The organism is Amycolatopsis sp. NPDC114478, from assembly GCF_055633805.1.
Map to the genome: position 1 here is coordinate 169,594 of NZ_JBVKDO010000009.1, position 26,235 is coordinate 195,828.

Genomic DNA, 26,235 nt, shown 5'->3' on the forward strand with positions numbered 1-26,235 from the left:
GATCCTCCACGCCTGGATCGACGACCTCATCGCCGAGCGCGCGGGCTGACCCGCCACCGGAATCAGCCCGTCGTGACGATCAGCTTGCCGCCCTTGGGAGTGCCGTGGCGTTCGAGCTCGGTGAGCGCCGGGATCGCGTCGGCGAGCGGCACCGTCCGGGCGACCGGGATCCGCAGCTCTCCCCGCGCGGCCATGCGGACCACCTCTTCGAGGTCCTTCGGACTGGGCCGGCCCATCATCACCCGGTACGGTCCCGGTAGGACACTCCTGGCGAACTTCGCCGGCGTGGGGACGATGTCGATGATGCGCCCGCCGGGCTTCAGCAACGTCCGCGCCGCTGTCGCCGAGAGCGTGCCTGGTGTGTCGAAGACGAGGTCGAACCGTCCTCGCAGCCGCGCCGGGTCGAAGCCGGGCTCGACGACCGGGTCGATGCCGAGTTCGCGCGCCTCCGCCACGGCGGTGGCCCGGCAGCTCCCGCCCACCGAGGCGCCGGACAGCAGCGCGATCTGGGCGGCGGCCCGGCCGACGCCGCCGAGGCAGCCGTTGACGAAGACGGCCTGCCCGGCCCGGAGGTTCCCCTTGCCGAGGAGGGCCTGGAACGCGGTGATGCCGACGACCGGGATCGCCGCGGCCTGCTCGTAGGACAGCTCCGCGGGCTTGTGCACCACCGCCTTTTCCTCGGCGATGACCATCTCGCCGAACGCCCCCGCCCCCTTGAGGCTCGTGCCGCCGACGACCGCGTCGCCGACCCGCACCCTGGTGACGCCCGCACCGACCGCCTCCACCACGCCGGCGAAGTCGTTGCCGAACCCTCGCGGGAACGCGCGGCCGGTCAGCAGGCGCATCTCGCCGTTGCGCATCTTCCAGTCCATCGCGTTGGCGGCCGCGGCCTTCACCCGCACGAGCACCTCGCCCGGGGCCGGGCGGGCCGGCTCGAAATCTTCCAGCCGCAGGACGTCCGGACCGCCGTAGCGGTGATATTGGAGGCGCTTCACAGCGAGGCCTTGGTGATGGCGACGTCGCGGTCCACGCCGGTCGCGGCCCACTCCCGCACGACGGCGAGGTAGCCGAGGGGCCCGGGGCCGTACTGGCCACCCATCACGGTCGGTTTCGGGTCGTCGAGCTTGCCCTCGTTGTTGTAGTAGCTCGGGGTGCATTCCGCGTCGTACCGCGTGCGGTCGACGTGCACCCGGGCCAGTTCGTCGGCCCAGCGCTGCTCGGCGTCGGCGGTCACTTCGGCGACGGTGACGCCGGCCCGCAGGAAACGCGCGGTCAGCGCCGCGACGTGCTCGGCCTGGCGGGAGGTGACGTGCGGGAAGTTGACCGAGATGGCGGCCTGCTCGATGCCGCCGAGGAGGAAGAAGTTCGGGAAGCAGCTGGTCATCATGCCGTGCAGGCTGCGCATCCCGTGCTGCCAATGCTGGGCCAGGGTCACCCCGCCCCGCCCGATCAGCTGGTACCCGCCGGCTTCGTAGGTGTAGGCGCCGGAGTCGAACCCGGTGGAATAGATGATCAGATCGACCTCGTACTCGACCCCGTCGACCACGACCCCGCTTTCGGTGATGTGGTCCACCCCGCGGCCGTCGGTGTCGACCAGGGTGACGTTGTCGTTGTTGAACGCCGGGTAGTAGTCGTCGCTGAACAGCGGGCGCTTGCAGAAGTAGTCGTACCAGGGCTGCAGCGACTTCGCCTTGGCCGGATCACGGACGGTCTCGGTCACCCGCGCCCGGATCTCCTCCATCTTCGCGAAGTCGACGGCCTGCATCGCCGCGAAGTCCGGCGCCGCGCCCGGTCCACTGTGGACCGCCGCCACGACCCGCCGGGCCATCCGGGTGGCCTCGTCGTCGACGAGGTCCGGTACGGGCAGGCCCGCCATCAGCTCGACGAAGTTGTCCATGCGCTTGCGCTGCCAGCCGGGCTCCAGCGCGCGGTACCACTCCGGGTCGGTCGGCCGGTTGCCCCGGGCGTTGACGACCGCCGGGGTGCGCTGGAAGACGTACACCCGCTGCGCGCTGTCGGCGAGGTGCGGCAGGATCTGGATGGTGCTCGCACCGGTGCCGATCACCGCGACCCGCTGGTCCGCGAGCTTGTCCAGCCGGCCGTTCCAGCCGCCGCCGGTGACCCCGTAGTCCCACCGGCTGGAGTGGAACGCCTTTCCCCGGAAGTTCTCGATCCCTTTGATGCCCGGGAGCTTGGGCCGGCTCAGCGGGCCGGTCCCGACCATCACGAACCGCGCGTGCAGCACATCCCCCCGATCGGTGGAGACCACCCACCGGGACGCCTGCTCGTTCCAGACGACCTGGGTGACCGTCGTGCCGAGCAGCGCCCGCGAGTAGAGGTCGTAGTGCCGTCCGATCGCCCGGGCGTGCTCGAGCATCTCGGGGCCACCGGCGTACTTCTCGCTCGGCACCGTCCCGATCTCTTCGAGCAACGGCATGTAGATGTAGGACTCCATGTCGCAGCGCACGCCCGGATACCGGTTCCAGTACCAGACCCCACCGAAGTCACCGGCCTGGTCCACGATCAGGAAATCGCGCACCCCGGCCTCGTCCAGGCGCGCCGCCATCGTCAGCCCGGCCCATCCACCGCCGAGGACGAGGGCGTCCACTTCGACGGACCGGGCCTCACGCGGCCGACCTCCGGGGCTCGACTCCAGGTACGGGTCGGCCGCGAACTTCGCGTAGTCCCCGCTGACGTCCAGGTACTGCTCGTTGCCGTCGGGCCGCAGCCGCTTGTCCCGCTCCTGACGGTACTTCTGCCGGAGCCGCGCGGGATCGAACTCGCCCGAAGCTCTCCGGTCGCTGCTGTCGTTCATGGCGGTCCCTCTCCTCGCGTTGTCGCGCCGTGACATCACACTAGCATGCGATGTCTCGGCGCGACATCATGCTAAGTTCGATGTCGCGGCGTGACATCCGACACCGCGATCCGGCCACCACCGTCGAGAAGGCAGGTCACCCCATAAGCAAGGCACAACGCGCGCAGGTCGACGCGATCCTGCGGCAGCCGCGGCCCGCGCCGCGGAACCTGGAAGAAATGCGCGCCGGCTACGCCGCGACGCAAGCCCGGATGCCCGTCCCCGACGGGATCCGCACCTCGGAGACAACGCTCGGCAACCGCCGCGCCCTCCTCGTCGAGCCACCCAAAGGCGCCCTTCCGGGAACGATCCTGTACTTCCACGGCGGCGCCTGGAGTGCCGGCTCGCCGGAGACAGCGCTTGCGCTCACCGGCGCCCTCGTCAGCCGCACGAGGATGCGAGCGCTGTCCGTGGACTACCGCCTGGCTCCGGAGCACCCGTACCCGGCGGCGGTCGACGACGGCCTGAACGCCTACCACGCCCTGCTGGAGAACGGCGAAGACCCCGCACGCATCGCGCTGGCCGGAGACTCGGCCGGCGGCACACTGGCCGTCACGACCGCGCTGCGGGCCCGGGAATCCGGCCTGCCCTCCCCCGCGGCGGTCGTCGCCTTCTCCGGCGCCTTCGACGTGACCCTCAGCGGCGAGAGCATGGACACCAAGGCGGGCATCGATCCGATCTTCACGCGGGAGATGCTCGGACCGGTGGTCGGCATGTACTGCGCCGGCCAGGACCCGCGGCACCCGCACCTGAGCCCCGCCCTGTCCGCGGACCTCACCGGATTCCCGGCGACGCTGCTGCAAACGGGCACCCACGAGGTCCTGCTCGACGACTCGGCCCGCCTGGCGGCCCGCGCGATCGACGCCGGCGTCGACGTCGTCCTCGACGTCACCGCCGAGGTCCCCCACGTCTTCCAGAGCTTCGCCGGCGTCCTCGAGGAAGCCGGCTACGCCCTCGACCGCGCGGCGCTGTTCCTGTCCCAGCACCTCCACTGAGGCTCCGGCCGCGCGTTGTCACGACGAGTCATCACGGGAGGTACACTGCCGCCATGCCCCGGTGGGAAGAAGGCAGCGAGACGCGGATGAAACAGGCCGCCATGGAGCTGTTCGACGAGCAGGGCTTCGAAGCCACCACCGCGGTTCAGATCGCGGAACGCGCCCGCGTCACCACCCGGACCTTCTTCCGGTACTTCCCGGACAAGGAAGAAATCCTCTTCGCCGACGCGAACCACCTCAACGAGGTGCTCGTCGGGGAACTCCTGCGGACCCCCGATCTCACGCAGCCGATTCAGGCGGTGATCCGGACGTTGACCGGGTACGACTGGGAAGCCCTCGGGTCGCGGGAAACCCTGTACCGGCGGAGCCGGATGATTTCGGAGAACCCCCGGCTGCTGGAACGCGACCTGATCAAGCAGCACCAGATGGCCGAAGGGTTCCGCCGGGCCCTTTGCGAGCGCGGAATCGACCCCGACATCGCGGAGCTCGCCGCCAGCACGGGCAGCCAGATCTTCCGCACGGCCTACCGGAAGTGGCTGGAAGGTCAGGACGACACCGACCTGACGACCATCACCGAGACCGTGCTGGCCCTGCTCACCACCATCGTGCCCGCGGCCCGGTCTCCGCGGCGCCGGACTCCGGCCACCCGGCACCCCTGACCGTCCGCCCCGCGGGCTCGGTTCCGGTTCGAGAGTTGACGTCGCGCCGTGACATCACTAGCATGATGTCACGGCGCGACATCACGGATATGGCAGTCGCGCTCTTCTCCTCGGAGGTTCCGGGTCACCCGGTCCTTCGAGACCACCGATATTCACGGGTCCGACCGCACATTCGAAGGGGACCAAGGTGTCAGATCGCAACCGCAGGAAGTTCCCGTGGGGGAAGGTGCTCATCTCGATTTCCGCGGCGGGAACCGCGGTCGGCGTTTATGTGGCCGACTGGAACGAGACGCACATCTACAATCCTTCCTGGCCACCGCACGCGAAGTTCCACAACGCGCAGACCATGAGCATGGGCGTCGCGCTGGGCGCGGCGGTCCTCCACTACCTGTGGAAACCGAACCAGACACGCGCGTCGCTGGACGCGGCCGCCGTCATCGCGAGCATGTACGGCCTCACCCAGCTGTCCGTCGCGCTCTACCCGGGAGTCTCCAGCGTCGACCCGCCCGGGAAAAACACCTGGCCGCAGCTCATGACCACCCTGCCCAGCCTCGGGTTCGTCCTCGCCGGCTACCTGCTGGAACGCCGCCGCACCAACCACAATGGAGAGTACTGAAATGATCATCGAAATCGCCCAGATCACCGTGAAGCCGGGCACCGAGAAGGAATTCACGGATGCGCACATCGCCGCCAGCGAGGGGTTCGAGGCCACCGAGGGAGTGCTTTCGGTCCGCCTCACCCAGGGGGTCGAGACCCCGACGAACTTCGTGCTGCTCGTGGAATGGACCGACCTCGCGGCCCACGAGCGTTACCGCGAAACCGAGCAGTACGCCCAATGGCGCAAGGCGATCAGCCCGTACCCCGCCGGGCCCGCCGCCGTCCAGCACACCCACGTCGTCGCCTGAGATGACCATGACCGATCGATTCGCAAACCGCGTCGCCGTCGTCACGGGCGGCGCTTCGGGGATAGGCCTCGCCGTCGCGAAGCAGATCGCGGCCGAGGGAGGCCGTGTCGCGCTGTGGGATCTCGACGCCGGCAAGCTGAAGGACGCCCGGGACCACAGCGGCGCCGCTTACGTGCACGCGGTCGACGTGACCGATGCTTCCGGTGTCGGCGAAGCACACGCGGCGACCGTCGAGGAACTGGGCCCGGTCGACGTCCTGGTGACTTCCGCAGGCATCATCGGGCCCATGCGGCCGGTCGGTCAGCTGTCCTACGAGGACTGGCGCCGCATCAACGCCGTGAACCTGGACGGGACGTTCCTGTGCTGCACGGCCGTCGTGCCGGCCATGCGTGAGCGCGGCTACGGGCGCATCGCCACGGTTGCGTCGATCGCCGGCAAGGAGGGTGTTCCCGGAGGAGCCGCCTACGGCGCTTCGAAAGCCGGTGTCATCAGTCTGACGAAGACACTCGGCAAGGAGCTCGCCCCGTCCGGCGTGACCGTCAACACCATCACGCCGGGCCCCACCGAGACGGCCATGGTGAACGACGTGCCGGCCGAGGCGATCGAGATGATGAAGCGCATGGTGCCGATGGGACGCATCGCGGCCGCGCGGGAGATCGCCGACGTCATCTGTTTCATGGTGAGCGAGGCGTGCAGTTTCACGACCGGTGCGGTCTTCGACGCCTCAGGGGGACGGGCCAACTATTGAACCGGTCCGGTGCCGCTGCTCCGGGCCCTGCCAAGCTCGGCCCGGGACAGCGGCAACCGGACGGCGGGCGGCAACGGCGTCCGGACGGGGTCCGCCCGGAACGACTGGAGCATCAGGGCCGCGAACCGGCGGGAGGCCGCCACCCGCAGCTCGGGCGATTCGGCGCGGATGCCTTCGTTCGCCATCAGCGCGAGGCTGATGTCTTCCAGCACGAAGTCGTCCCGCAGCTCGCCCGCTTCCTTCGCGAGCCGCACCAACCGGAGCAGCAGCCGCAGCGTCCGGTCGCGGTCCGCGGCGAAGTGGGCGATGCCGGGCACCTGCGAGGTGAACGCGCGGGCGAAGCCGCGGTCGAGGGCGTGAACTTCCATGAGCCGCTCGATGACCAGGCAGAACCCGCGCCACGGATCGTCGGCCGCGAGGCCTTCCTCGACGACGGCCCGGCACGAGGCCAGCTGCTCGGCGAAGGCCTCGGCCAGCAGGGCTTCCTTGGTCCGGAAGTGCCGGTAGACGGTCGCGACACCGACGCCGGCGCGCCGGGCGATCTCGCGGATCGGCACGTCCAGGCCTTCGGCGGCGAAGGCCGCGCGGGCGACCACGAGGATGCGCCCGCGGTTGTCGCGGGCGTCGGAACGGAGGGGCGCTCTCACTTCGGCCGTCACCGCTCTCACTTTAGCCAACCGGACGGGGTGCTCCGTTACATTCGCCCGTATGAGAGCTGTCCAGTTTTCCTCCTACGGGCCGCCGAGCGTGGTGGAGGTCGCCGACGTGCCGGCGCCGCACGCCGGCCCGGGTGAAATCCGCGTCGCCGTACGGACTTCCGCGATCTCACCCGGCGAGATCCGGCTCCGTTCCGGAGAGCTGCGGGACGTCGTGCCGGTGAAGTTCCCGTTCCGCACCGGCTTCGACGCGGCGGGCGTGGTCGACGAGGTCGGCTCCGGCGTCACGGATGTGCGGATCGGCGACCCGGTGTTCGGCATGGCCCCCGCAGCCACGCGCGGGGCGAACGCCGACTTCGCGGTGCTGGCGGCGTGGGCGCCGAAGCCGGCGGAGTGGAGCTGGGCGGAAGCGGGCGGCGCGGCGGGCGCGGCCGAGACGGCCACCCGGGTGCTCGACCGCCTCGCGGTCCGCGCCGGGCAGACGGTGCTGGTGCACGGCGCGGCGGGCGGTACGGGCACGGTCGCGGTCCAGTTCGCCACCGCCCGCGGCGCGCGGGTGATCGGCACGGCGAGCCCGCGAAACCACGGTTTCCTTCGTTCGCTGGGCGCGGAGCCGACGACGTACGGCCCGGGGCTGGTCGAGCGGGTCCGCGCCTTGGCACCGTCCGGAGTGGACGCGGTGTTCGACTGCGCGGGCGGCGCGTTGCCGGACCTCGTCGCGCTGACCGGCGACCCGGCGCACGTGGTGACCATCGCCGACTTCGCGGCGGCGGAGCACGGGGTGCACATGTCGCACGGGTCGCCGGCCGGCTCGGGTGCGGATCCCTTGGCGCTGCACGCTCTTTCGGCCGCGGTCGCGCTGGCCGCCGAAGGGCGGTTGCGGATTCCGGTCGCCGCGACGTTCCCGCTCGGCGAAGTCGCCGCCGCGCACGAACTCAGCGAAAGCCGCCACGCACGCGGGAAAATCGTGCTGCAGCACTAAAACGCGCTTCTCCGCCGTACAGGTTCGGCGATGGGGCGACGACGCCGGGCTCGCTGCTGAACCGACGCCGTCGCCGAAGCCCCGCCAAGCACGGACGGGACTGGCTGCGGATACCCGGCTTTCCCGTCCTCTGAACGTAGATCGGAACTATCGCACCGTCTCGGTCAGTGGCGCGGTTTCGGTTTTCCGCCCGGGCCCACGGCTTTTTCCCCATCGTGGTGCTGATCGCCGTCCGGCTTGGCCTCGCCGTCCGGCTTCACCGGACCGTCGTCCGGCTTCCGCGGGCCGGCCTTCGGGGGTATGGCGGCGACCACGCCCACTGTCACCGGCTTCGCGGTTTGCGGCGAGACCACCACGACGGCCGACGCCGGCGGCAAGGTGACCTGAGAAGGCGCCACGGCCGAACTGGTGGCCGGGGCCGCTTGGGGCGGCCGCGCCGGAGAGTTCCCGGAATCGGCGGGCGTCGCGAGGAGCACCACGAGCAAACCGGCCGCCGCGGTCACCAGGACCCCGCCCGCGGCCACGGCCGTTCGCCGTCGCCGGACCGGGACGGCGAACGGGACCGCGGTCACCGTCGCGGAGGGCTCCTGCAGCAGGTGCGGCAGCTGCTCGGCGCTCGGCCGGTCCGCGGGTTCCCGGGCGGTCATCCGGCTCAGCGCGTGCGCCAGCGGGCCGGGTGTCCCCTCGGGAATCCGCGGCGCGCGGTGCAACCGGGCCATCGCCGACTCCGCCAGCGTGCCGGGGAACTCGCGCTGCGCGGTCAGGCACTCCAGCAGGATCAGCCCGAGGGCGTAGACGTCGGCGGGCGGACCGGCCGGCTCCCCCAGGATCTGCTCCGGCGCCAGGTACGCGGCCGTGCCGGTGACCAGTCCGGTACCGGTGATGCGCGTGGAGTCCAGCGCGTGCGCGATGCCGAAGTCGGTGATCAGCGGGCCGTCCGCGCCGAGCAGGACGTTCGCGGGCTTGAGGTCGCGGTGCACGATGCCCCGCGCGTGGACGTGGGCCAGCGCGTGCGCCAGCCGGACGCCCAGCTCGCCGACCTCGTCGGCGGTGAACGGCCCGGCGAGCAAGCGCTCGGCGAGGTTTTCCCCGTCGACCAGCCGCATCACCAGGTACGGCCGGTCGCCCTCGGTGCCGCTGTCGTAGAGGGCGACCACCCGCGGGTGGTCGATGCTCGCCAGCAAGGTCTTTTCCCGCGCCCGGCGCAGCTCCTCCACCGCCACCGCGTGGCGGTCGTAGACCTTGACGGCGACCTCACGCCCCAGCTCCCGATCGAGGGCGCGGTAGACCTGCGCGGTGGCACCCTTGCCGATCAGCGACCCGAGTTCGTAGCGTCCGGCGAGCAGATCCGGCAGCTCGTTCGTCATCGGCAGGCACCTCATCCGGCTCGTGGTCCTTACCGGTACCCGCACCACCGGCCCGCGCAAACACGGATCGCCCGCCCGAACCCGTCGAGGCCGTACGTTCAGGCCGTCGGTTCGGCGTGGTCGTCGATGTGGGCGATCACGGTGTCCAGGGCGGCTTCGAGGGCGTCGGTGGTGTGCTGGGCCTGCGCGAGGACGAGGCCGCCCTGAACCGCGGCCAGCAGCGCGAGCGACAGCGTGGTGGCGTCGGTCTGCGGCCGCAGGGCGCCGCTGTCGATCATGGCGGCCAGACCGGCGCGAATGGCTTCGGACCAGGCGGTGAAGCTGCCGGCCAAGGCGTCGCGCGCCCACCGGTGATCGTCGGACAGCTCGCTGGACAGGCTGCCCAGCGGGCATCCACCGGTGCCGTGCTGCCGGCGGGCGGCGTCGACGACCACGTCGCGCCACGAGCGCAGGGCGGCGACGCTGTCGAGCTTGGCCAGCAGCGGTGCCTGGTGGGACAGGATCGCCTCGGACTGGAACGCGATGACCGCTCGCGTGAGGTCGTCCTTGTCGGCGAAGTAGTGGTAGATCTGCGACGAGCTGACGCCGGCGGCATCGCGCACCGCCGGGGTGCTGGTGCCCGCCACGCCGTGGCGGTACATCAGGTCGGCCGCGGCCGCGACGATCCGCTCGCGCGTCGCGCGCCCCTTCGGTGTGCTGGGCGCCTCCTGCGGCACCGCGCGAGCGGGCATCGGACCTCCAAAACTGGATTTGACTATCCAATCCTAGCGCGCCTAGATTGGATAGCACGATCCATTCTGTGAGGGACCGAAGGGAACACGATGATTCTGGTCACCGGCGCGACCGGCACGGTCGGCTCCGAAGCCGTTCGGCTGCTGTCCGCGCAGCACCAACCCGCACGGGCTTTGGTCCGCGACCCGTCCCGCGTGGCGCACCGCGCCGCCCTCGCCGAGGAGATCGAGATCGTCACCGGCGATTTCGACCACCCGGGCACGCTGGACGCGGCCCTGGCCGGCGTCGACACCGTCATCCTGGTGAGCCCGGCCGTGCCCGCCCAGGAAATCGCGGTCATCGACAGCGCCGTCCGGAACGGCGTGACCCACGTCGTCAAGATCACCAGCAAGGCGTCGGCCGATTCCCCCGTGGACCGGCGACGCGGACAGGCCCGGATCGAGGCGCACCTGGCCGCCACCGGCCTCCCCCACACCTTGCTGCGGTCCAACGCCTACCTGCAGAACCTGCTCGCCCTGGCGCCGGCGGTCCGGCAGACGCGGGGCTTCACGATGTCGGCCGGCGACGGCCGGGTCGGGATGATCGACGCCAGGGACGTCGCGGCCGTCGCGACCCGGATCGCCCTCGCACCGGCGGCCCACGTGGGCCGCACGTACCGGTTGACCGGCCCGGACTTGATCACCTACGCCGACATCGCGAAAGAACTGTCCGCCACGCTGGGACTCGACGTCGAGTACCGCCGGATCAGCCCGGACGAGCATCGAGCCGTGATGATCGGGGCCGGGGTTCCCGAAGCGGTGGCGACCTCGAACGCCCAGGCGTTCGGGCTGATCGCCGAGGGCGACGCGGCCTGGCTGACCGGCGAAGTGGCGACCCTCGCCGGCACCGCGCCGCGCGGTCTCCACGCCTTCCTCGCCGAGCACGCCGCGGCCTTCGCCTGAGCCTGCGCGTACCGAGCAGCCGATCAGACGGCGCCGAGCACCGCGATGAGTTCGAGGACGTCGTACGCGGTCGGGAAGTCGGGCGCCTCGTAGCGCAAGGTGCATCCGTCCGTGCGTTCCATCCCGGGCACCAGCAAGGCGTGTTCGACCATGTGCGGCCGCTGCAGCCGGACCTCCAGCCGCACCGGGCCGTCGAACCGGCGGGTGCGCACCGCGGCCCGCTCGTCCAGCGCTCGCGGCACCTCGAGCTCGATCCGGCGGCACGCCTCGTCGGGGTGCACCGTCCTGGCCGCACGAGCGCCGAGCGCCCGTTTGACCACCACACAGCGCATGCCCGGGGCCACCTCGGCCGCCTCGGCGGCCACGGTGTCGTCGCCGCTGACCAGAACCGAAGGCACGTCGAAGTGGGCGGCCAGCGCGGCGTTGAGGCCGAGTTCGCCGAGGGACGAACCGTTGCACCGCACGTCGGCGATGAGCGCGCCGGAAATCGTGTGGGCCAGCACCGAACGGGCCGTACCCGCCTTGCCGTGGTAGCCGATGTACAGCACCGCGTCGACGTCGGCGGCGAGCCCGGCCATCATCCCGTGCGGCCTCGGTGTCCCCCGCACCAGTTCGGCCCGCGGGTCCAGCAGTTCGGGCACCAGGTTCCGGAACCGCGCGTGCGCGTCGGCGACCAGCACCTGCGCGTCCGCCGCATACGCGTGCACCCCGCACCGCGGCATTGGCCTCCGCGGTCAGCAGTGCGCGGTTGCGCTCGTACTCGCCGTGACCGGGGCGGATGTCATCGCTGTCGACCACTCCGGCAACGCCCTCCATGTCGACCGACACGAGTACCCGCACCTTGACCCCACCTTCCCGTCGATCGCCTGATGTGGATTGACGATACGACTCAGAGCGTGCGGGCCCCCTTGTGCCCGAACCCCCAGCGGGCCAGCCGGATCGGGTCGTCGACGGCCGGGTCCGGGCCGCGGCCGTAGTGCGCCGTGTAGCAGGTCGGCGACGATCGTGGGCAAGGCGTTGGTCACGACCGTCGACGACAGGATCGCCACGAAGATCCCCAGGTACAGCCCGGAAAGCGCCTGCAGGACCTGCTGGTGGGTCATCGGGACGGGATCGGCGCGTGCGGTGGTCGCGGCGGTCATCGCGCGGCTTGCTCGACGAGCTTCGTGACGACGTCCGGACGGCTGAGCATGACCGCGTGGGAGGCGTCCACCTCGGTGATCCGGGCACCCGCGCGCGTGTCCATGAAACGCTGGAGATCCGGGCTGATGGCGTGGTCCTGGCGGGTGAGCAGGGCCCACGACGGGATCGTCCGGAAGCCCTCGGTGACGCTGGCGTCGGTGACGGCCCGGGTGTTCGCGGGCCGCTGGGTGGTGGCGAGGTCGGCCGCGAGGGTCCGGTCGAGGTCGCCGGCGAACGCCGTCCGGAACTGCGCCGGGTCGATGGTGACCTCCACGCCGCCGGGCACCGGGGTGGTGATCAGCGGCAGCGGCGTCGCCGACTTCGCGGCGAGGTCACCGATGGTCTCGCCCTTGACCGGGATGAACCGGCGACGTACACAAGGGCTTTGACGTCGGGCACGGCGGTGGCGGCGTTGGTGATGACCGCGCCGCCGTAGGAATGACCGACGAGCACCTTCGGACCGTCGATAGTGGACAGATAGCTGGTGACGTAGGCGGTGTCACTCGTCAGTCCCTGCAACGGATCGGCGATGGCGCGGACGGAGTAGCCGTCGCGGCGCAGCCGTTCGATGACGGGGTTCCAGCTCGAGGAGTCGGCCCAGGCTCCGTGGACGAGCACGATGGTCGGTTTGGGAGTGCTGTCCGGAGTGCCGGTCGCCGAGGCCGTGACCGGCGCGGCGGTGGCGAGCAGGGCGAGAACCGCGACACCGGTGACGGCGACGCGAGGAATGCGGAAACGCATGACAGGAAAACCCTTCCGGGGAAAGTAGGCACCCCGCCCCGCCGGATCGCGGCGGGGCCGGGGCAACGGGCGGATCAGCGGCCGTAGGCTTCGAGCAGCCGCAGCCAGACCTCACTGACGGTCGGGAACGCCGGGACCGCGTGCCAGAGCCGGTCCAGCGGGACTTCGCCGACCACGGCGATCGTCGCCGCGTGCAGCATCTCCGCGACGTCCGGGCCGACGAGCGTGAAGCCGACGATCACCTTGCGGTCTTCGTCGACGACCATCCGGGCGTGTCCCCGGTAGCCCTCGGCCTGCACGGCGGAGCCGGCGGTGGCGGCCAGGTCGTAGTCGACGACGCGGATCCGCAGCCCGGCGGCTTCGGCGTTGGCCGCGGTGAGACCGACCGACGCGATTTCCGGGTCGGTGAAGACCACCTGCGGCACCGCGCGCTCGTCGGCGGTCGCCGCGTGCCGACCCCAGTCGCCGTCGTCCAGGGGTTCGTCCTTCGCGCGGGCCACGATGGTGTCGCCGACGGCGCGAGCCTGGTACTTGCCTTGGTGTGTCAGCAGAACACGCCGGTTCACATCACCGGCGGCGTAGAGCCAGCCGTCTGTTTCGAGTACCCGCATCGTGCTGTCGACCGTGAGCCAGGCGCCCGGCTTCAGGCCGACGTTCTCCAGCCCGATGTCCTGGGTGTTCGGTGTGCGGCCGATCGCGACGAGCAGTTCGTCGGCGTCGAGCTGCTCGCCGTCGGTGAGCGTGATCGACACCGTGCCGTCTTCGTTCCGCTTGACGGACCCGGCCTCGGCGCCGATGCGGACCGAAACCCCCCTCTCCCGCAACGACTCCGCGACGCGTTCGCCGACGAACGGCTCGTTGAGGTGCAGCACGCCGTCGCGGGCCAGCATCGTCACCGACGACCCCAGCTCGCTGAACGCGGTCGCCATTTCCGACGCCACCACCCCGCCGCCGATGACGGCGAGCCGGGCGGGAACCTCCTTGGCCGCCACGGTTTCCCGGCTGGTCCACGGCTTGGCCGCGCGGAGGCCCTCGATGTCCGGGACGAGCGCGCTGCTGCCGGTCGCGACGATCACCGCGTGCCGCGCGGTCAGCGTCGTGGTGGTGCCGTCGGCGGCGGTCACCTCGACGACCCGGGCTCCGGCGATCCGGCCATGGCCGCGGTACAGCGGGATGCCGGCCGACTCGAGCCAGGACACCTGGCCCTCGTCGTTCCAGTTCGAGGCGAAGGAGTCGCGTCGGCGGAGCACGGCCGCCACGTCGAGCTCACCGGTCACGGCTTCCCATGCGCCGGGCACCTGCCGGGCCGCGCGGAGGGCTGCCCCACTGCGCAGCAACGCCTTGGTCGGCATGCACGCCCAGTAGGAGCACTCGCCGCCGACCAGTTCCCGCTCGACGATCGCGGCGGTCAGGCCACCCTGGACGATCCGGTCGGCCGCGTTCTCCCCGACCGGGCCGGCGCCGATGACGACGACGTCGTACGTGGTCATGTCAGTTCCCCTTGGCGGCGCGGCCGAGCCGGATCGCCGAGACGAGGAAGAAGATGCCGCCGAGGACCGCGTAACCGGCCACGTTGGCCAGCGACGGGTTGGCCGCGGAGGCGCCGATGACGAAGTTGGCGCCGGCCAGCACGGAGATGCCACCACTGAGCATCATCGGCCACTGGCCGCCCATCTTGCGGCGGCGGACCCCGACGATCAGCTGGACCACCCCGGCCACGATGGCCCAGGCGCCCCACACCCGCAGCACGCCCGCCACGCCGGACGCGGACGCGACGCCGATCCCGATGGCCGCGAGCAGGCTGATCGCCATGTTCACGTACAACGCGGTCACCGACCCGCCGCCCTTCGACGAGCGAGCGTCCACAATGGCCGAACCCACGTCGAACAGCGGGTACAGGACGGCCAGGACGATGCCGACCGCCCCCAGACCCGACTTGGTCGTCAGGAAAATCAGGACCGCCCACACGATGGCGAACGCGAACCGCACGAAGTACAACCGGCGCAGAGCCGGAGCGAACCCACCTACGGCGGGCGAGTCGACAGTAGTCACCATGATCCTCTCAAGACCGCGGGGAACCTCCCCGACAAGACCGAACGTTCTATCTCAACTCAGCATGGTGGGCGCGCTGCGCAATGTCAAGACAGAACGTTCTTTCCTACTTCTTACGAGCGGGAAAGGAGCGGACCACGAGCGGGCTCACGCCCAGCGCCGGTACTCGTCGACCGGGAGCGGATGGTCCACCGGCACCACGCGGGAATGCGCGGCCGTCAGGCAACCGGGGCAGCACAGCTGCCGGAAGACGACTTCCGCGTCGACGTACTCCAGCGGGTCGTGCCAGATGTGCGGGCCCGCCTCGGTCGGCGCCGCGTCCCGGCGGACCAGTGCCCCGATGAACGCACCCCCTTCGAGGGGCCCGATCTCCGTTCCACAGTGGACGCAGGCGACGGTTCCGCTGTCCAGGACGACGAGGTTGTCGTCGAGCCGCCGCGCTTCGCCCAGCTCCGGCGTGGTGATCGGCGTGAGACCGGTCAGCCCGGCCGCGGATGCCCGCCGGCGCCGCAGCTTTTCGCGCAGCTCGCCGGTCGCGGAACCGTCTACTTCGCCGCTCCGGATGACGACGCCGTAGACGTCCCGCGCGGCGTCCGCCGACACCCGGACCTGCCGCACGTCCTCGCGCACGCTTTCCGGCGACCGCAGCAGCGGGTCGCCGTACCCGCCGCCGGCCTGCCAGTGCAGGTAGAGCGCGTCATCGGGGCCGAGGTGCGACTCGCCTTCGCACGGCAGCACCTCGATCTCCCCGCCCAGCTCGCCCAGGTGGCCGGGGATGGTGACCGCCTGGGCGAGCTGGGGTTCGCGGACTCCGCGCACGACCAGGTCGAGCTGGGAGTTGCCCGGGTAGCCGCCGGCCAGGCCGACGTTCTGGTTCGCGACCTTGCCGGCGCCGGACACGACCAGGGACAACGTGCCGTGCTGGTCGGGGTGCTGGACGTAGCAGACCGAGCCGCTCATCCCGCCCCGCTGCCGGCCCGGCCCGCCGGAGTCGATCTGCTCACGGCGCCACAGGGCGACCAGCGGGTAGAGGTACTCGGTAATCTCGACGTCCGGTGCCCGCGCGGAAGGGATGATGAGCCGGCCGCCGGTGTCGACGCCGTCGTGGTACACCTGGGCTCCGTAGCCGCCGGCCATGACGTCGAAAATGGGCGAGACGAAGCCTTTGCCGCCCCCGCCGCGAACGTCCACACCGGACACCACGCAGAGGTCGGTGGTGCCGTTGCAGATCGACTGCACGTCGGCGCGGTGGTCGGGTTCGGCGTCCAGCATCTTGGCGAGCACCTCGGCGACCAGGTTGCCCGATCCCCACGCCGGCCCGAACGGTCCCTTCCCGACCGCGGCGGGGAACGACGCGTTGGTGATGGTGTCCTCGTCGGTGATGATCTCGAAGCAGCGCATCAGCCCGCCGGCCGCCCACGGGATGTCGCCGGCCAGCAGCGGCAGCATCGTGAAGACGATCCCGGCCCGCAGCCCCGGGTAGGGGCAGTTGATGATGCCGGTCTGCCCGGCGGTGCCGCGGAAGTCGAAGACGAGCCGGTCGGCTTCCTTGGTCATCGCGACCTTGATCGCGTGCAGGCCGCGGTCACCCGTCTGCGACTGCTCCTGGTAGCCGACCGCGGACCACGTCCCGTCGGGCAGCGTCGCGAGCTTGGCCCGCAGCCGGCGCTCGGCGTCGTCCATCATCCGGTGCATCACGGCCTTGACGGTGTCGGCGCCGTACTTGGTGATGAGGCGGAGGATCTGCTCGGCCGCGTTCTTGTTGGCGGCGATCTTGGCGCGCAGGTCGAGGCCGACCAGGTGCGGGAGCCGGGACCGGCGGACCCAGGCGTCGGCGACGTCGCGCTGCAGCACCCCGCCGCGGACGACCTTCATCGGCGGCGTCGGGACGGCCTCGCCGAAGACGTCCTGCGCGGACGGGCTGAAGGACCCCGGCCGTGGCCCGCCCAGGTCGACCTGGTGGGCGATGGCCGTCGTCCAGCCGAACAGCTTGCCGTCGTGGAAGATCGGCGCCAGGATCGCGGCGTCGTTCTGGTGCAGCCCGCCGCCGATCCACGGGTCGTTGCACAGGAACATGTCGCCCTCGGCGATGCCCGGGTTGTCGCTGCGGTTGCGCAGGGTCCAGGTGATGGCCAGGTCCATCGAGCCGATCAGGCCGATGTTGTAGGTGCCGACCTGAACCTGCTCGCCGAGCTCGTCGCAGATGGAGAAGTTGAAGTCGTTGGACTCGGTGACGACGTGCGAGCCCGACATCCGCCGCAGCGTCTCCCCCATCTCCTGGGTGATCGCCCAGAGCCGGTGCCGGACGACCTCGTAGGTCAGGGCGTCGACCTCGGTGTCACCGACCTGGTGCAGCGGCAAGGAAGGCGGGATCCGCCGCAACAGCTCTTCACGGGACATGGGGCGGCTGGTGAACCCGTCCGCTCCCGGGATTCGAGAAGTCATGGTGTCCTCACTGGTAGCGCAGCACGAGGTTGCCGAGGTGGTCGACGCGGCCGGTGACCCCGGCTGGAACCACGACCACGGTGGTCGGGACGTCGACGATCGCCGGGCCGACGAGCTCGTGTCCCGCGCGCAGCCGTGCGTAGTCGTAGACGGGGGTCGGCGCGAAGCCGAGCTGCGAGTCGAGGCAGACGGACCGTTCCCCGAGCAGCGCTTCCCGCGGGTCCGGGCCGTCGGCGTCCGGGACTTCCGGCAGCGCGACCGGGAAGCCGAGCCCGGCCTTCGCTCGGACGCGGTAGGTGATCGCCTGCACGCCCGCTTCGCGGTACCCGGCGCCGCTGCCGTTGATGCGCTCGTACTGCTGCTCGAAGCGCTCGAGGATCTCGTCGCCAGTGCGATCGGTGAACTTCGCGTCCGGAACGGCTGTCGCCAGTTCGGTGACCTGCATCGAGTACCGCAGGTCGATCTCGCGGTGCAGTGACACGTCGTGAAACTTCACCTTTTGCCGGTCGAGAGCGCGCTGCAGGTCGGCTTCCAGCCGGGCGAAGTGGGACTCGAGCACCGAGTGGTCGACCGGGAAGGACGACGGATCGGACAGCTCGGCGCTCAGCGCCACGTCCGAGGCCGCCAGCCCGAAGGCCGAAAACGCCGACGCCACGGGACCGAGCGGCACGACGACCTCGCTGACACCCAGGTCCTGGCAGTAGCCGGCGCAGTGGGCGGGCCCGGCGCCGCCGAAGGCGTAGACGACGAAGTCACGCGGGTCGTAACCGGCCTGCACGACGGCCCGGCGCAGGAGGTCGCCCGCCTGCGCGTTCTGCACCTCGTGGATGGCGATGGCGGCTTCCTCGACGGTGAGCCCGAGCGGTTCGGCCACGTGCTCGCGGATCGCCTCCCGGGCCAGGTCCATCCGGAGCGGCTTGCGGCCGCCGAGGAGCCCGCGCTCGCTCAGGATGCCGAGCACCAGGTTGGCGTCGGTGTTGGTGGGCCGGGTGCCGCCGTTGCCGTAGCAGGCCGGACCGGGGACGGCTTCGGCGCTCTGCGGGCCGAGCCGCAGGTTCCCGCCGGCGTCCACCGACGCGAGCGCCCCACCGCCCGAGCCGATGGTGTGCACGCGGATCGTCGCCGCGTTGATCGGGAACTGGTTCACGATGGACCCCGGCGCCATGACCGGCTCGCCGTCGACGATCAGCCCGGCGAGGAACGTCGTGCCGCCGACGTCGGTGGTGATGACGTTGCGGTGGCCCAGCTGCCCGGCCAGCCGCATCCCGCCGATGACGCCGCCGGACAGCACGGACCCCACCGTCGTGATGGCGTGCTCCGGCGCCCGGTCGGCGGTGATGGTGCCGCCTTCGCTCTGCATGACCAGCAGGGGCCCCTTGAGGCCGCCTTCCTCGAGGTGCTGCTGCAGCGGCAGGAGGTAAGTGCGCAGTCTCGGGCCCACCTGGGCGTTCATGATCGTCGTGGAGGCCCGCGCGAACTCGCGGATGCGGGGGCTGACCTCCGAGGAGAGTGTCACGTACATGTCCGGCGCGATCTCGTGGATCAGCTCGCGGACGCGCTGCTCGTGGCCGGCGTTCTTGAACGACCACAGTAGACAGACAGCGATCGCCTCGACCCCTTCGTCCACAAGGGACTGTGCGACGCGGCGGACCTCGTCCTCGTCCAGTGGCACCAGGACCTTCCCGGCGTGGTCGATCCGCTCGGTGACCTCCAAGGCCCGGTACTTCGGGATCAGCGGCGCGGGCTTGCGCTGCCGGAGCGTGTCCTGGATTTCGTGGGCCGACCGGCCGAGGGTGCGGCCCTCGGCGTTCATGATGTAGATGGCGTCCCGGTGGCCCTTGGTGGCGATCAGCCCGACATCGGCCACCTCGCCCTGGACCAGGGCGTTGATCGACGCGGTGGTGCCGTGGGCGATGTAGTCGGTCTGCGAGAGCAGCTCGCCGACGCCGATGCCGAGCTCGCCGGCGAGGTCTTCGATCGCGCGCATGACGCCGGCCTCGCGGTTCGGCGGGGTCGTCGGCGTCTTGGCCGACACGATCCGGCCGGCGCCGTCGGAGGCGACCGCGTCGGTGAACGTGCCGCCGACGTCGATGCCCAGTGCGTATGGCATGGCGTTTCTCTCCTGGTTCTCAGCGCTGGTGGGCGGGGACGCGGCCGGTGACGGTGTGCAGGAGCTGCTCGGAGCGGCCCTCCGCGCCGCCCATCCAGGCGACGTGCTGGTCGGGGCGCACGAGCAGCAATGCGGCTTGGTAGCGGCCGGGCAGGTCGACGACGGTGAGCGGGATCCCGCGGTCGCGGGCGGAGAGGGTCCACGGCGTCACCCCGACGCGCGGGTCCGTCCGGAGCAGGGTGAAGCCGGGGCCGAGGACGTCGAGCGCCGAGCGGCCGTCGTCGAGCCAGACGTGCGGCAGCCGGAAGCCCGGCTGCGCCCGCCCCTGGTACTCCCCCATGGTGATCTCCGCCTGGTCTTCGCCGCCGATCACCAGCGGCGAGCCCGCGTAGTGGTAGCCGAAGCTGAAGCCGTCGGGGGAATACCGCCGCGGCTCGGTGGTCGCCAGGCGCGAGGCGAACTCCGCGCGCGCCCGCTCGCCCTCGGGACCGTCCAGGTGGATGTCCGGCGAGACGTCCGCGAACGACGTGCGGGCCTGGGCACCCACCGCGGCGGCGAACTGCTCCCCGACCGGCTTGCGTTCGAGCTCGTAGGCGTCCAGCAGCTCCGGCGGGGCCCAGCCGTGCTGGACGGCCGCGAGCATCCACGCCAGGGTCGCCGCGTCCTGGATGCCGGCGTTCATGCCGAACCCGCCGACCGGGATCCAGATGTGGGCGGCGTCGCCGGCCAGGAAGACGCGCCCGGCGCGGTACCGCCGGGCGACGAGCCGCCGTCCGGTCCAGCGCACGACGCCGAGCACCTCGTGCTCGACCGCCCGGCCCACCGACTCCCGCAGCAGCTGTTCCGGGTCTTCGCCCTCGGTGTCGTGTCCGGGAGCGAAGGCGACGTGGTTGAGCCACAGTTCGTCGCCGTCGATGGCGATCAGCGAGGCGATCCGGCGGCCGTAGGTCCAGTACGTCCAGGCCCGGTCGCGGGCGGCGAGCCGCCCCAGCTCGGGTGAGCGGACGAACGTGGAGACGAACTGCTGGATCGCGTCGACACCCTCGTACCTGATGCCCAGCTGACGGCGGACGGTGCTGTGGGCGCCGTCGCAGCCGACCACGTAGGCGTAGCGCTGCGTGCGCCGGGCCCCGGCGGTCTCCAGGACCGCTTCGACGTGGTCGTCGTGCTGCCGGAGCTCGACGAGCCGGGTGCCGCGCTCCAAGGTCAGCCCGGGGAGCCTGCTCGCGTGCTTCTCCAGGATGGGTTCGAGGTACAGCTGCGAAATCCGGTGCTGCGGCTCGGGGGTGGGCCACTCGTCCTGGCCGACGCCGGCCAGGACGTCGTGCGCGGACGGCAGATTGATCCGGTAGATCTCGTCGCCGGCCAGGGTCGTCCGGTATTGAATGGACGTCGGGTAGCCCTCGGGCAGGCCCGCCCGCCGGATCTCCTCGGCCAGCCCGAGCCGCCGGAAGATCTCCATCGACCGCGCGGACGTCGTGTTGCACCGGGGGTTGACGGTCCGTTCCCGCGTCGCCTCCACGACGTGGCAGGCGACGCCGCGGCGGGCCAGGTCGATGGCGAGGGTCAGCCCGGCGGGACCGGCGCCGACGATCAGGATTTCGGTCATGTGCTCAGGAACTCCCCTACCCGCTTGACGAACTCGTCCGGCCGGTCGACGTGGATCCAGTGCCCGGCCCCGGCCACCACCTCGAGGCGGCCATCGGGCAGGGACGCGACCAGGCGCTCGGACACCTCGACCGGCGACACTCGGTCGCGCTCCCCGTGCAGAGCGAGCACGGGGGTGGTGATCTTCGCGAGGTCGATCGGCGGCGGCCCGCCCACGACGTCGGCGAACATCGACCGGAACGCCGTCTCGGCGCCGGGACGAAGTGCTTGCCTCAGCCGAAGCTCGGTGAGCTCGTCGAGGAGTCCACTGTGGACGGTCTCGTCGGCGACGAGCCGGCCGAGGGTGGCCCGCATGGACTTCGCGGTCGGATCGTCGTAGAAGGGGACGGCCGGGGGCAGCGGGCCGGTTCCGGCGCCGCCCATGACGACCGCCCGCTCGACCCGGCCGGGGGCCACCGCCAGCAGCACCAGCGCGGCGGCGCCCCCGGCGGCCGAGTTGCCGACGAGGTGCACCCGGCGCAGCCCGTGGTGGTCGAGGAGGTCCAGGACCTGCCGGGCGCGGGCCAGCGCCCAGGCCAGCGGCCCCTTGAGCCCGCCCGTCCCGGCGATCCGCGTGCCGAAGCCGAGGAGATCGGGCGCCAGGCAGCGGAACTCGCCGTCGAACCCGGCGCGCACGCTCGCCCAGTTGCTCGCGGCGTCGACACCCGGCCCGCCGCCGTGGAGCAGCACCAGGGCAGGCACGTCCGTCCTCCTTTGTGGATCGTACGTCGGTTCGCGGCTCACGGCAGGCGCGCCAGGAGCTCGTCGGTGCCGATCAGCTGCGACGACGTCAGCGCCAGCACCCGCAAGGCGGCCAGGTGCATCTCGGCGGCGGACATGGGGCCGGCCCCGAGGTCCGGGTAGTCGCAGGACGCGCACGCGTCGGAGACCACCAGGGAGCGGAAGCCGCGTTCGAGGGCGCCGCGGGCCGTGCCGAGCACGCAGCACTCGGTGGTCATCCCGGTGAGGACCACCGTCTCCACCCCGAGTCCGCGCAGGATGATCTCCAGGTCGGTGGCGTAGAAGGAGTTGTAGCGGTGCTTCTTCACCACCGGCTCCCCCGGCCGCGGCGTGAGCTCCGGGTGGATCTCCACCCCGCGCTCGCCGTCGACGAGGGCCTCCCCGGCGGCCACCGGCGGGTACAGCTCGCGGTGGATCCCCTGGTCGGCCCCGCCAGGACGGTGGACGTGCGCGGCGTAGACGACCGGCATGTCCCGGCCGCGCGCGGCTTCCAGGACCCGCTGGATCGCGGGGATGACGCGCCGGCCCTCCGGGAACTCGAGCGGCGCACCCTCTTCGACGAAGTCGTTCTGCATGTCGATGACGAGCACCGCGGTGCGGGCGACGTCGATCAGCGGCGCGCTCATGCTTCCGCCACCGCGCTTTCGACCGTTCCGGACCGGGTGGGCTCGTTCCCGCGCGCCCGCCCGAGGCGGCCGAGCAGGATCGTCGCGACCGCGCCGAGCACCGCCGGGATGGCGAAGACGCGGAACATCGACCCCGGCGCCCACCCCGCCTGCAGCAGGAAGCCGGCGATCAGGGGCGCCAGGACGGCACCGAGCCGGCTGACGGCGATCGCCATGCCGAGGGCCGTCGCGCGGGCTTCGGCCGGGTAGAGGCCCGGCACGATGACGTTGATGCCGGAGACCGTGCCGTTGAGGAACAGCCCGACCAGCACGGCCACGACGAGGGCGCCGGCCAGCACGCCCAGCGACACGGAAAAGAGGAGCAGCATGAGGGCGCCGATGCCGAAGTAGGCCGCGGTCAACCGCCCGGCGCCGACGCGGGAAGCCAGCAGTCCCAGCAGGATCGCGCCCGTGACGCCGCCGAGGCTGAACAGGACGCCGCCGCTGATGCCCTGCTGGGCCGACATGCCCGCCTTCAGCAGCAGGCTGGGCGTCCACGAGCTGGCGAAGTAGAACGTCAGCTGGGCCGCGATGAAGGCCACCCACACCAGGACCGTCCGGACCGCGTTGCTCCCGCGGAACAGCGCGTCGAGGACGACCTTGCGCGAGGTCGCCACCGACGGCGGCGCGGGCAGTTCCCCGACGGGAGCGCGGCCCATCGAGACGAGGATCCGGTTGAGCTTGTCCAGCGCGTGGCGGGGGCGGCGGGCGACGAGGAAGTCCATCGACTCGGGCAGGAAACCCAGTGCCACCGCGAAGAGGAGCGCGGTGCCGAGGGCGCCGAACACGAAGACTGAGCGCCAGCCGAACGCGCCCAGCAGCAAGCTTGACGCGATTCCGGCGATGACCGAGCCCAGGCCGTAGCCGGTGGTGATCAGGGCGACGACCAGCCCCCGGCGCCGGTGGTTCGCGTACTCGGAGGTGAGCACCGGCAGACTCGCCGCCATGGCCCCGACGGCCGCTCCCGTCACCACGCGGCAGGCCAGCAGCTGCCCGAAGTCCCGCGAACCGGCCGCGGCGAGCATGCCCAGCGAGGCCAGGGCGAGACAGCCGAGACTGAGCCGCCGGCGTCCGACGCGGTCGGCGAGCGGAGCGAGGAAGAGCCCGCCGATGGCCATCCCGGCCAGTCCGGCGCTGAGCAGCACGCCCACCTTCGACGACGACAGGCTCCACTCACGGGTGATCGTCGGCCCGACGAAGGACGTGACCAGGAGGTCGAAGCCGTCGATCAAGTTGATCACCAGGCACAGCGCGACCGCTCTCACCTGGGCCCGGCTCATCGGTGAATTCTTGACCTGCTCGAGGATGTTCAAAGGGAAACCTCGCTTCGTTGCGGCGGTCGGTCAGGCCCCCCGAAAGAGCCCGCCGGGAGCGCTGGAATCGCGCCCGGCACGGGCACTCCATGTTCTGTATGTAGCGCTCACTCTACAACTCGGAAGACGGGTTGGCTACCGCTGGCTCACTAGTGCCGCGCCGTCCCGCCCGGCGAGGCCCGGACGAGATCAGTTCGGCGGGCGGGGCGGCAAGCCGATGCTCCTGACGAGCAACGCGTCCATGGCCCGCGCGGGAAGCAGCCGGCTCAGCGCCACCAGCAGGTGCGCGTCGGCACCGACCTGGTAACGCGGCCGCGGGCGCTTCGCCGTGAGAGCGCGTTCGACGACCGCGGCGACCCGTTCCGGCGCTCCGGCTCGCGTTTGTTCTTTCCTGCTGAATTCGAGATAAGCGTCCATCGCGGGACCGTACTGACGCTCCGCCGTCTCGCCCATGGTCGCGCGGTCGGCCTCGGCCGCGGTCTCGGTGCTCGCCCGGTTCCGCGACTGGAAGTTGCCGGGCTCGACGACCACCACGGGCACGTTCCACGGCCGCAATTCCCGGCGCAACACGTCCGAAAGCGCTTCGACGGCGAACTTCGAGGCGCTGTAGGCGCCGACTTGGGGGATGGCGACCCGGCCGCTGGACGAGCTGATCATCACGAGCCGCCCTCCCCCGGCGCGGACCGCCGGCAGGAACGCCTGGCACACGGCCACGACCCCCACCACGTTGACCTCGAACTGGGCCCGCAACCGGTCGAGGGGAATGTGTTCCACCGGCGCGGAAACCGTGACTCCGGCGTTGTTGACCAGGCCACGCAACGGGCCGATGTCCTTCGCCACCGCGGCCAGCTGCGCCGCGTCGGTCACGTCGAGCTCCACCCGCCGGATGCGCGGATGCGCTGGGGCGTCGGCAATCTTGCGCACCCCGGCCACGACGTCGTGTCCGTGCTCGGCGAGCCGGACGGCAATCGCCCGCCCGATCCCGCTGGACGTCCCGGTCACGAGAAAGGTCACTGTTCAACTCCTGGTTCAGTCTCAGTCGGGGTTGATCCACGACACCTGGCTGAGCTGCTTGCCGGCCTTGCATCGCCGACGGCTTGATGTTGCCCACCAACGCACCCTCGTCGCGGGAACCGTTCATCACCATGCCCGGCGCCGCGATGCAGGCCGACGTCCTTGGCCTGGGGCAGGAAGTCGGAGATCTTGCGCAACGGGTTGTCGCTGGAGGTCGCGACCAGGTCGTAGTCGTCGACCAGGATGAACAGCTCCGGGCCCTTCCACCACGACCGCGTCTTCAGCTGCTCCTGCGTGACGTCCGGGCCCGGCAGGCGCCGGGTCAGCGCTTTCTTGGCGGTGAACCGCTCGGAAATACCCCGGGCGATCTCGACTGGAACAAGAACACCAGCAACCCGAGGGACGCGACGATCATCACGACCGGCAGCGCCTTCATGACGATGTTCCCGAGAATCACCCGCGGCACCTCGGGCGGCGGCTCCAAGTGCACCTCACCACCCGGCGGGCGCGGTGCCGCCGGCCGCGGCGAACGCTTGAACTGCAGCGTGCTCATCGAAGCCGCTCGTTCCCGCGCGTCGCGGGGGAACAGGGACACCAGGGCAGACCGTCGTCGGTTCGGGGGCTGCTGAGCGAAAAGACCCTCACAACGGCTCCTTCGGAAGAATGAACCGAGAGAATTTGTCTAGAGCGCTCGGTACACAGCCGACAGTAGCCGTCACTCAGCGACGGGTCAAGACAGAACGTTCTCCCTCAGGCCGCTACTTCGAGGCGGAGTCGACGCGGTGCTGCAGGATCCCGTCGACACCGCGCAGGAACGTGTCGCAGACGCCGGCCGGGTCGGCCAGGCAGCCCGAGACCATCGCGCCGTCCCGCAGCATCACGAAGTGCCGGCCCGCGAGTTCCGGCGGCGTGTCGCCGACCTGCCCGAGCAGGTCCGTGACGGTGGTCAGGAACCACTCGCGGTGCGCAAGGACGGCTTGGTGCACGGGGTGCGCGGGATCCGGGTACTCCGCGACCGCGTTGAGGAACGCGCAGCCGCGGAAGTGGGCGGAGCGGATGCCCTCGCCGATCGATTCGGCGACGCCTCGCAGCTTGTCGGCGGCCGGAAGGTCGCCGTCGAGGACCTTGGCGTACCCCTCGCGCTCCATCTCGTGCACACCCTGCAGGTAGGCGACGACGAGGTCTTCTTTGCCGGGGAAGTGCCGGTAAAGCGTGGCACGGGTGACCTTCGCCTCCGCGACGATCCGGTCGATCCCCACGGAGTGCAAACCCTCCGCGTAGAAGATCCGGGTGGCCGTCGCGAGCAGCCTCGACCGCGCTTCGGACACCTGGCCTCGAGTGTTGTGCACCATCCGCCCGAGTGTAACAGATAGAACGGTCGGTATCGAGCCGAGACCGGCGTGGACGCGCGGGGTCCGCGCCTCCGAACGGTCCCAGGCTCACGAGGCGCTCCAGCCCCCCGTCGAGAACCAGTTCGGTGCCGGTG

The 26,235-nt window shown here is 71.1% G+C and carries 25 protein-coding genes and 3 pseudogenes; 7 read left to right on the forward strand and 21 right to left on the reverse strand.

Annotation, left to right across the window (positions count from 1 at the left end):
• Positions 1-62: 62 nt before the first annotated feature.
• Both ACZ7OH_RS25310 and ACZ7OH_RS25315 read right to left on the reverse strand, forming a co-directional pair.
• Entirely contained in the window at positions 63-995 is a 933-nt protein-coding gene (locus ACZ7OH_RS25310; RefSeq protein ID WP_470283025.1) for an NADP-dependent oxidoreductase, read from the reverse strand.
• Positions 992-2,815 (reverse strand): flavin-containing monooxygenase, encoded by a 1,824-nt coding sequence (locus tag ACZ7OH_RS25315; protein ID WP_470283026.1) that lies wholly within the window; start codon positions 2,813-2,815, stop codon positions 992-994. Before ACZ7OH_RS25315 ends, ACZ7OH_RS25310 begins: the two co-directional genes overlap by 4 nt.
• Before the next feature lie 80 nt (positions 2,816-2,895).
• Here ACZ7OH_RS25315 and ACZ7OH_RS25320 point away from each other — a divergent pair, with 80 nt between their 5' ends.
• The 5 genes from ACZ7OH_RS25320 to ACZ7OH_RS25340 all read left to right on the forward strand — a co-directional run bounded on the left by ACZ7OH_RS25320 (position 2,896) and on the right by ACZ7OH_RS25340 (position 6,161).
• Positions 2,896-3,849: an alpha/beta hydrolase gene (locus ACZ7OH_RS25320; RefSeq protein WP_470283027.1), complete on the forward strand. Its 954-nt coding sequence runs from the start codon at positions 2,896-2,898 to the stop codon at positions 3,847-3,849.
• Positions 3,850-3,902: 53 nt separating this feature from the next.
• Complete coding sequence (locus tag ACZ7OH_RS25325) at positions 3,903-4,508, forward strand: TetR family transcriptional regulator (RefSeq protein ID WP_470283028.1); 606 nt, start codon at positions 3,903-3,905, stop codon at positions 4,506-4,508.
• 187 nt (positions 4,509-4,695) lie between these two features.
• Complete coding sequence (locus tag ACZ7OH_RS25330; protein WP_470283029.1) at positions 4,696-5,124, forward strand: DUF6640 family protein; 429 nt, start codon at positions 4,696-4,698, stop codon at positions 5,122-5,124.
• Position 5,125: 1 nt separating this feature from the next.
• Complete coding sequence (locus tag ACZ7OH_RS25335) at positions 5,126-5,413, forward strand: antibiotic biosynthesis monooxygenase family protein (RefSeq protein WP_470283030.1); 288 nt, start codon at positions 5,126-5,128, stop codon at positions 5,411-5,413.
• 7 nt (positions 5,414-5,420) lie between these two features.
• Entirely contained in the window at positions 5,421-6,161 is a 741-nt protein-coding gene (locus ACZ7OH_RS25340; protein WP_470283031.1) for an SDR family NAD(P)-dependent oxidoreductase, read from the forward strand.
• Here ACZ7OH_RS25340 and ACZ7OH_RS25345 read toward each other — a convergent pair.
• Positions 6,155-6,820 (reverse strand): TetR/AcrR family transcriptional regulator, encoded by a 666-nt coding sequence (locus tag ACZ7OH_RS25345; RefSeq protein ID WP_470283032.1) that lies wholly within the window; start codon positions 6,818-6,820, stop codon positions 6,155-6,157. The two genes, ACZ7OH_RS25340 and ACZ7OH_RS25345, sit on opposite strands and share 7 nt — an antisense overlap.
• A 49-nt stretch (positions 6,821-6,869) precedes the next feature.
• Between ACZ7OH_RS25345 and ACZ7OH_RS25350 the strand changes: the two genes are divergently transcribed.
• On the forward strand, positions 6,870-7,799 hold the full coding sequence (locus tag ACZ7OH_RS25350; RefSeq protein ID WP_470283033.1) for an NADP-dependent oxidoreductase: 930 nt from the start codon (positions 6,870-6,872) through the stop codon (positions 7,797-7,799).
• A gap of 164 nt (positions 7,800-7,963) precedes the next feature.
• Here the strand turns inward: ACZ7OH_RS25350 and ACZ7OH_RS25355 are convergent, their stop codons facing one another.
• Together ACZ7OH_RS25355 and ACZ7OH_RS25360 are read right to left on the reverse strand one after the other, a co-directional pair.
• A complete protein-coding gene (locus ACZ7OH_RS25355) occupies positions 7,964-9,166 on the reverse strand; it encodes a serine/threonine-protein kinase (RefSeq protein WP_470283034.1) in 1,203 nt (400 codons plus the stop codon).
• A 98-nt stretch (positions 9,167-9,264) separates the two neighbouring features.
• Complete coding sequence (locus tag ACZ7OH_RS25360; RefSeq protein WP_470283035.1) at positions 9,265-9,897, reverse strand: TetR/AcrR family transcriptional regulator; 633 nt, start codon at positions 9,895-9,897, stop codon at positions 9,265-9,267.
• 90 nt (positions 9,898-9,987) lie between these two features.
• On the opposite strand from ACZ7OH_RS25360, the gene ACZ7OH_RS25365 reads away from it, so the two are divergent.
• Positions 9,988-10,839 (forward strand): NmrA family NAD(P)-binding protein, encoded by an 852-nt coding sequence (locus ACZ7OH_RS25365; protein WP_470283036.1) that lies wholly within the window; start codon positions 9,988-9,990, stop codon positions 10,837-10,839.
• 23 nt (positions 10,840-10,862) lie between these two features.
• Here ACZ7OH_RS25365 and ACZ7OH_RS25370 read toward each other — a convergent pair whose 3' ends face one another.
• The 16 genes and pseudogenes from ACZ7OH_RS25370 to ACZ7OH_RS25445 form a co-directional block, all read right to left on the reverse strand.
• Entirely contained in the window at positions 10,863-11,546 is a 684-nt protein-coding gene (locus ACZ7OH_RS25370) for a M55 family metallopeptidase (RefSeq protein ID WP_470283037.1), read from the reverse strand.
• Between the two features lie 49 nt (positions 11,547-11,595).
• Positions 11,596-11,655: pseudogene (locus ACZ7OH_RS25375) on the reverse strand (hypothetical protein); the annotation flags it as partial.
• Positions 11,656-11,977: 322 nt separating this feature from the next.
• A complete protein-coding gene (locus ACZ7OH_RS25380) occupies positions 11,978-12,307 on the reverse strand; it encodes an alpha/beta fold hydrolase (RefSeq protein WP_470283038.1) in 330 nt (109 codons plus the stop codon).
• A gap of 11 nt (positions 12,308-12,318) precedes the next feature.
• Entirely contained in the window at positions 12,319-12,762 is a 444-nt protein-coding gene (locus tag ACZ7OH_RS25385) for an alpha/beta hydrolase (RefSeq protein WP_470283039.1), read from the reverse strand.
• A 74-nt stretch (positions 12,763-12,836) separates the two neighbouring features.
• Complete coding sequence (locus ACZ7OH_RS25390; RefSeq protein WP_470283040.1) at positions 12,837-14,252, reverse strand: dihydrolipoyl dehydrogenase family protein; 1,416 nt, start codon at positions 14,250-14,252, stop codon at positions 12,837-12,839.
• A 1-nt stretch (position 14,253) separates the two neighbouring features.
• Positions 14,254-14,817, reverse strand: a complete 564-nt coding sequence (locus ACZ7OH_RS25395) for a hypothetical protein (RefSeq protein ID WP_439379643.1) — start codon at positions 14,815-14,817, stop codon at positions 14,254-14,256.
• Positions 14,818-14,961: 144 nt separating this feature from the next.
• Positions 14,962-17,214 carry a hydantoinase B/oxoprolinase family protein gene (locus ACZ7OH_RS25400; protein ID WP_470283041.1) on the reverse strand — a complete coding sequence of 751 codons (2,253 nt, stop codon included), beginning with the start codon at positions 17,212-17,214 and terminating at the stop codon, positions 14,962-14,964.
• 52 nt (positions 17,215-17,266) lie between these two features.
• Positions 17,267-19,369, reverse strand: a complete 2,103-nt coding sequence (locus tag ACZ7OH_RS25405; RefSeq protein WP_470283042.1) for a hydantoinase/oxoprolinase family protein — start codon at positions 19,367-19,369, stop codon at positions 17,267-17,269.
• Between the two features lie 19 nt (positions 19,370-19,388).
• Positions 19,389-20,978, reverse strand: coding sequence for an FAD-dependent monooxygenase (locus ACZ7OH_RS25410; protein WP_470283043.1), 1,590 nt, complete (start codon positions 20,976-20,978; stop codon positions 19,389-19,391).
• Complete coding sequence (locus ACZ7OH_RS25415; protein WP_470283044.1) at positions 20,975-21,718, reverse strand: alpha/beta fold hydrolase; 744 nt, start codon at positions 21,716-21,718, stop codon at positions 20,975-20,977. Before ACZ7OH_RS25415 ends, ACZ7OH_RS25410 begins: the two co-directional genes overlap by 4 nt.
• A gap of 38 nt (positions 21,719-21,756) precedes the next feature.
• Positions 21,757-22,383 (reverse strand): cysteine hydrolase family protein, encoded by a 627-nt coding sequence (locus tag ACZ7OH_RS25420; RefSeq protein ID WP_470283045.1) that lies wholly within the window; start codon positions 22,381-22,383, stop codon positions 21,757-21,759.
• Positions 22,380-23,702 (reverse strand): MFS transporter, encoded by a 1,323-nt coding sequence (locus ACZ7OH_RS25425; protein WP_470283046.1) that lies wholly within the window; start codon positions 23,700-23,702, stop codon positions 22,380-22,382. Before ACZ7OH_RS25425 ends, ACZ7OH_RS25420 begins: the two co-directional genes overlap by 4 nt.
• A gap of 222 nt (positions 23,703-23,924) precedes the next feature.
• Positions 23,925-24,749, reverse strand: a complete 825-nt coding sequence (locus tag ACZ7OH_RS25430) for an SDR family NAD(P)-dependent oxidoreductase (protein WP_470283047.1) — start codon at positions 24,747-24,749, stop codon at positions 23,925-23,927.
• Between the two features lie 21 nt (positions 24,750-24,770).
• Positions 24,771-25,078 (reverse strand): annotated as a pseudogene (locus ACZ7OH_RS25435) (hypothetical protein); the annotation flags it as partial.
• Positions 25,079-25,101: 23 nt separating this feature from the next.
• A pseudogene (locus tag ACZ7OH_RS25440) lies at positions 25,102-25,302 on the reverse strand (hypothetical protein); the annotation flags it as partial.
• Between the two features lie 205 nt (positions 25,303-25,507).
• Positions 25,508-26,101, reverse strand: a complete 594-nt coding sequence (locus ACZ7OH_RS25445) for a TetR/AcrR family transcriptional regulator (protein ID WP_470283048.1) — start codon at positions 26,099-26,101, stop codon at positions 25,508-25,510.
• Between the last annotated feature and the right edge of the window lie 134 nt (positions 26,102-26,235).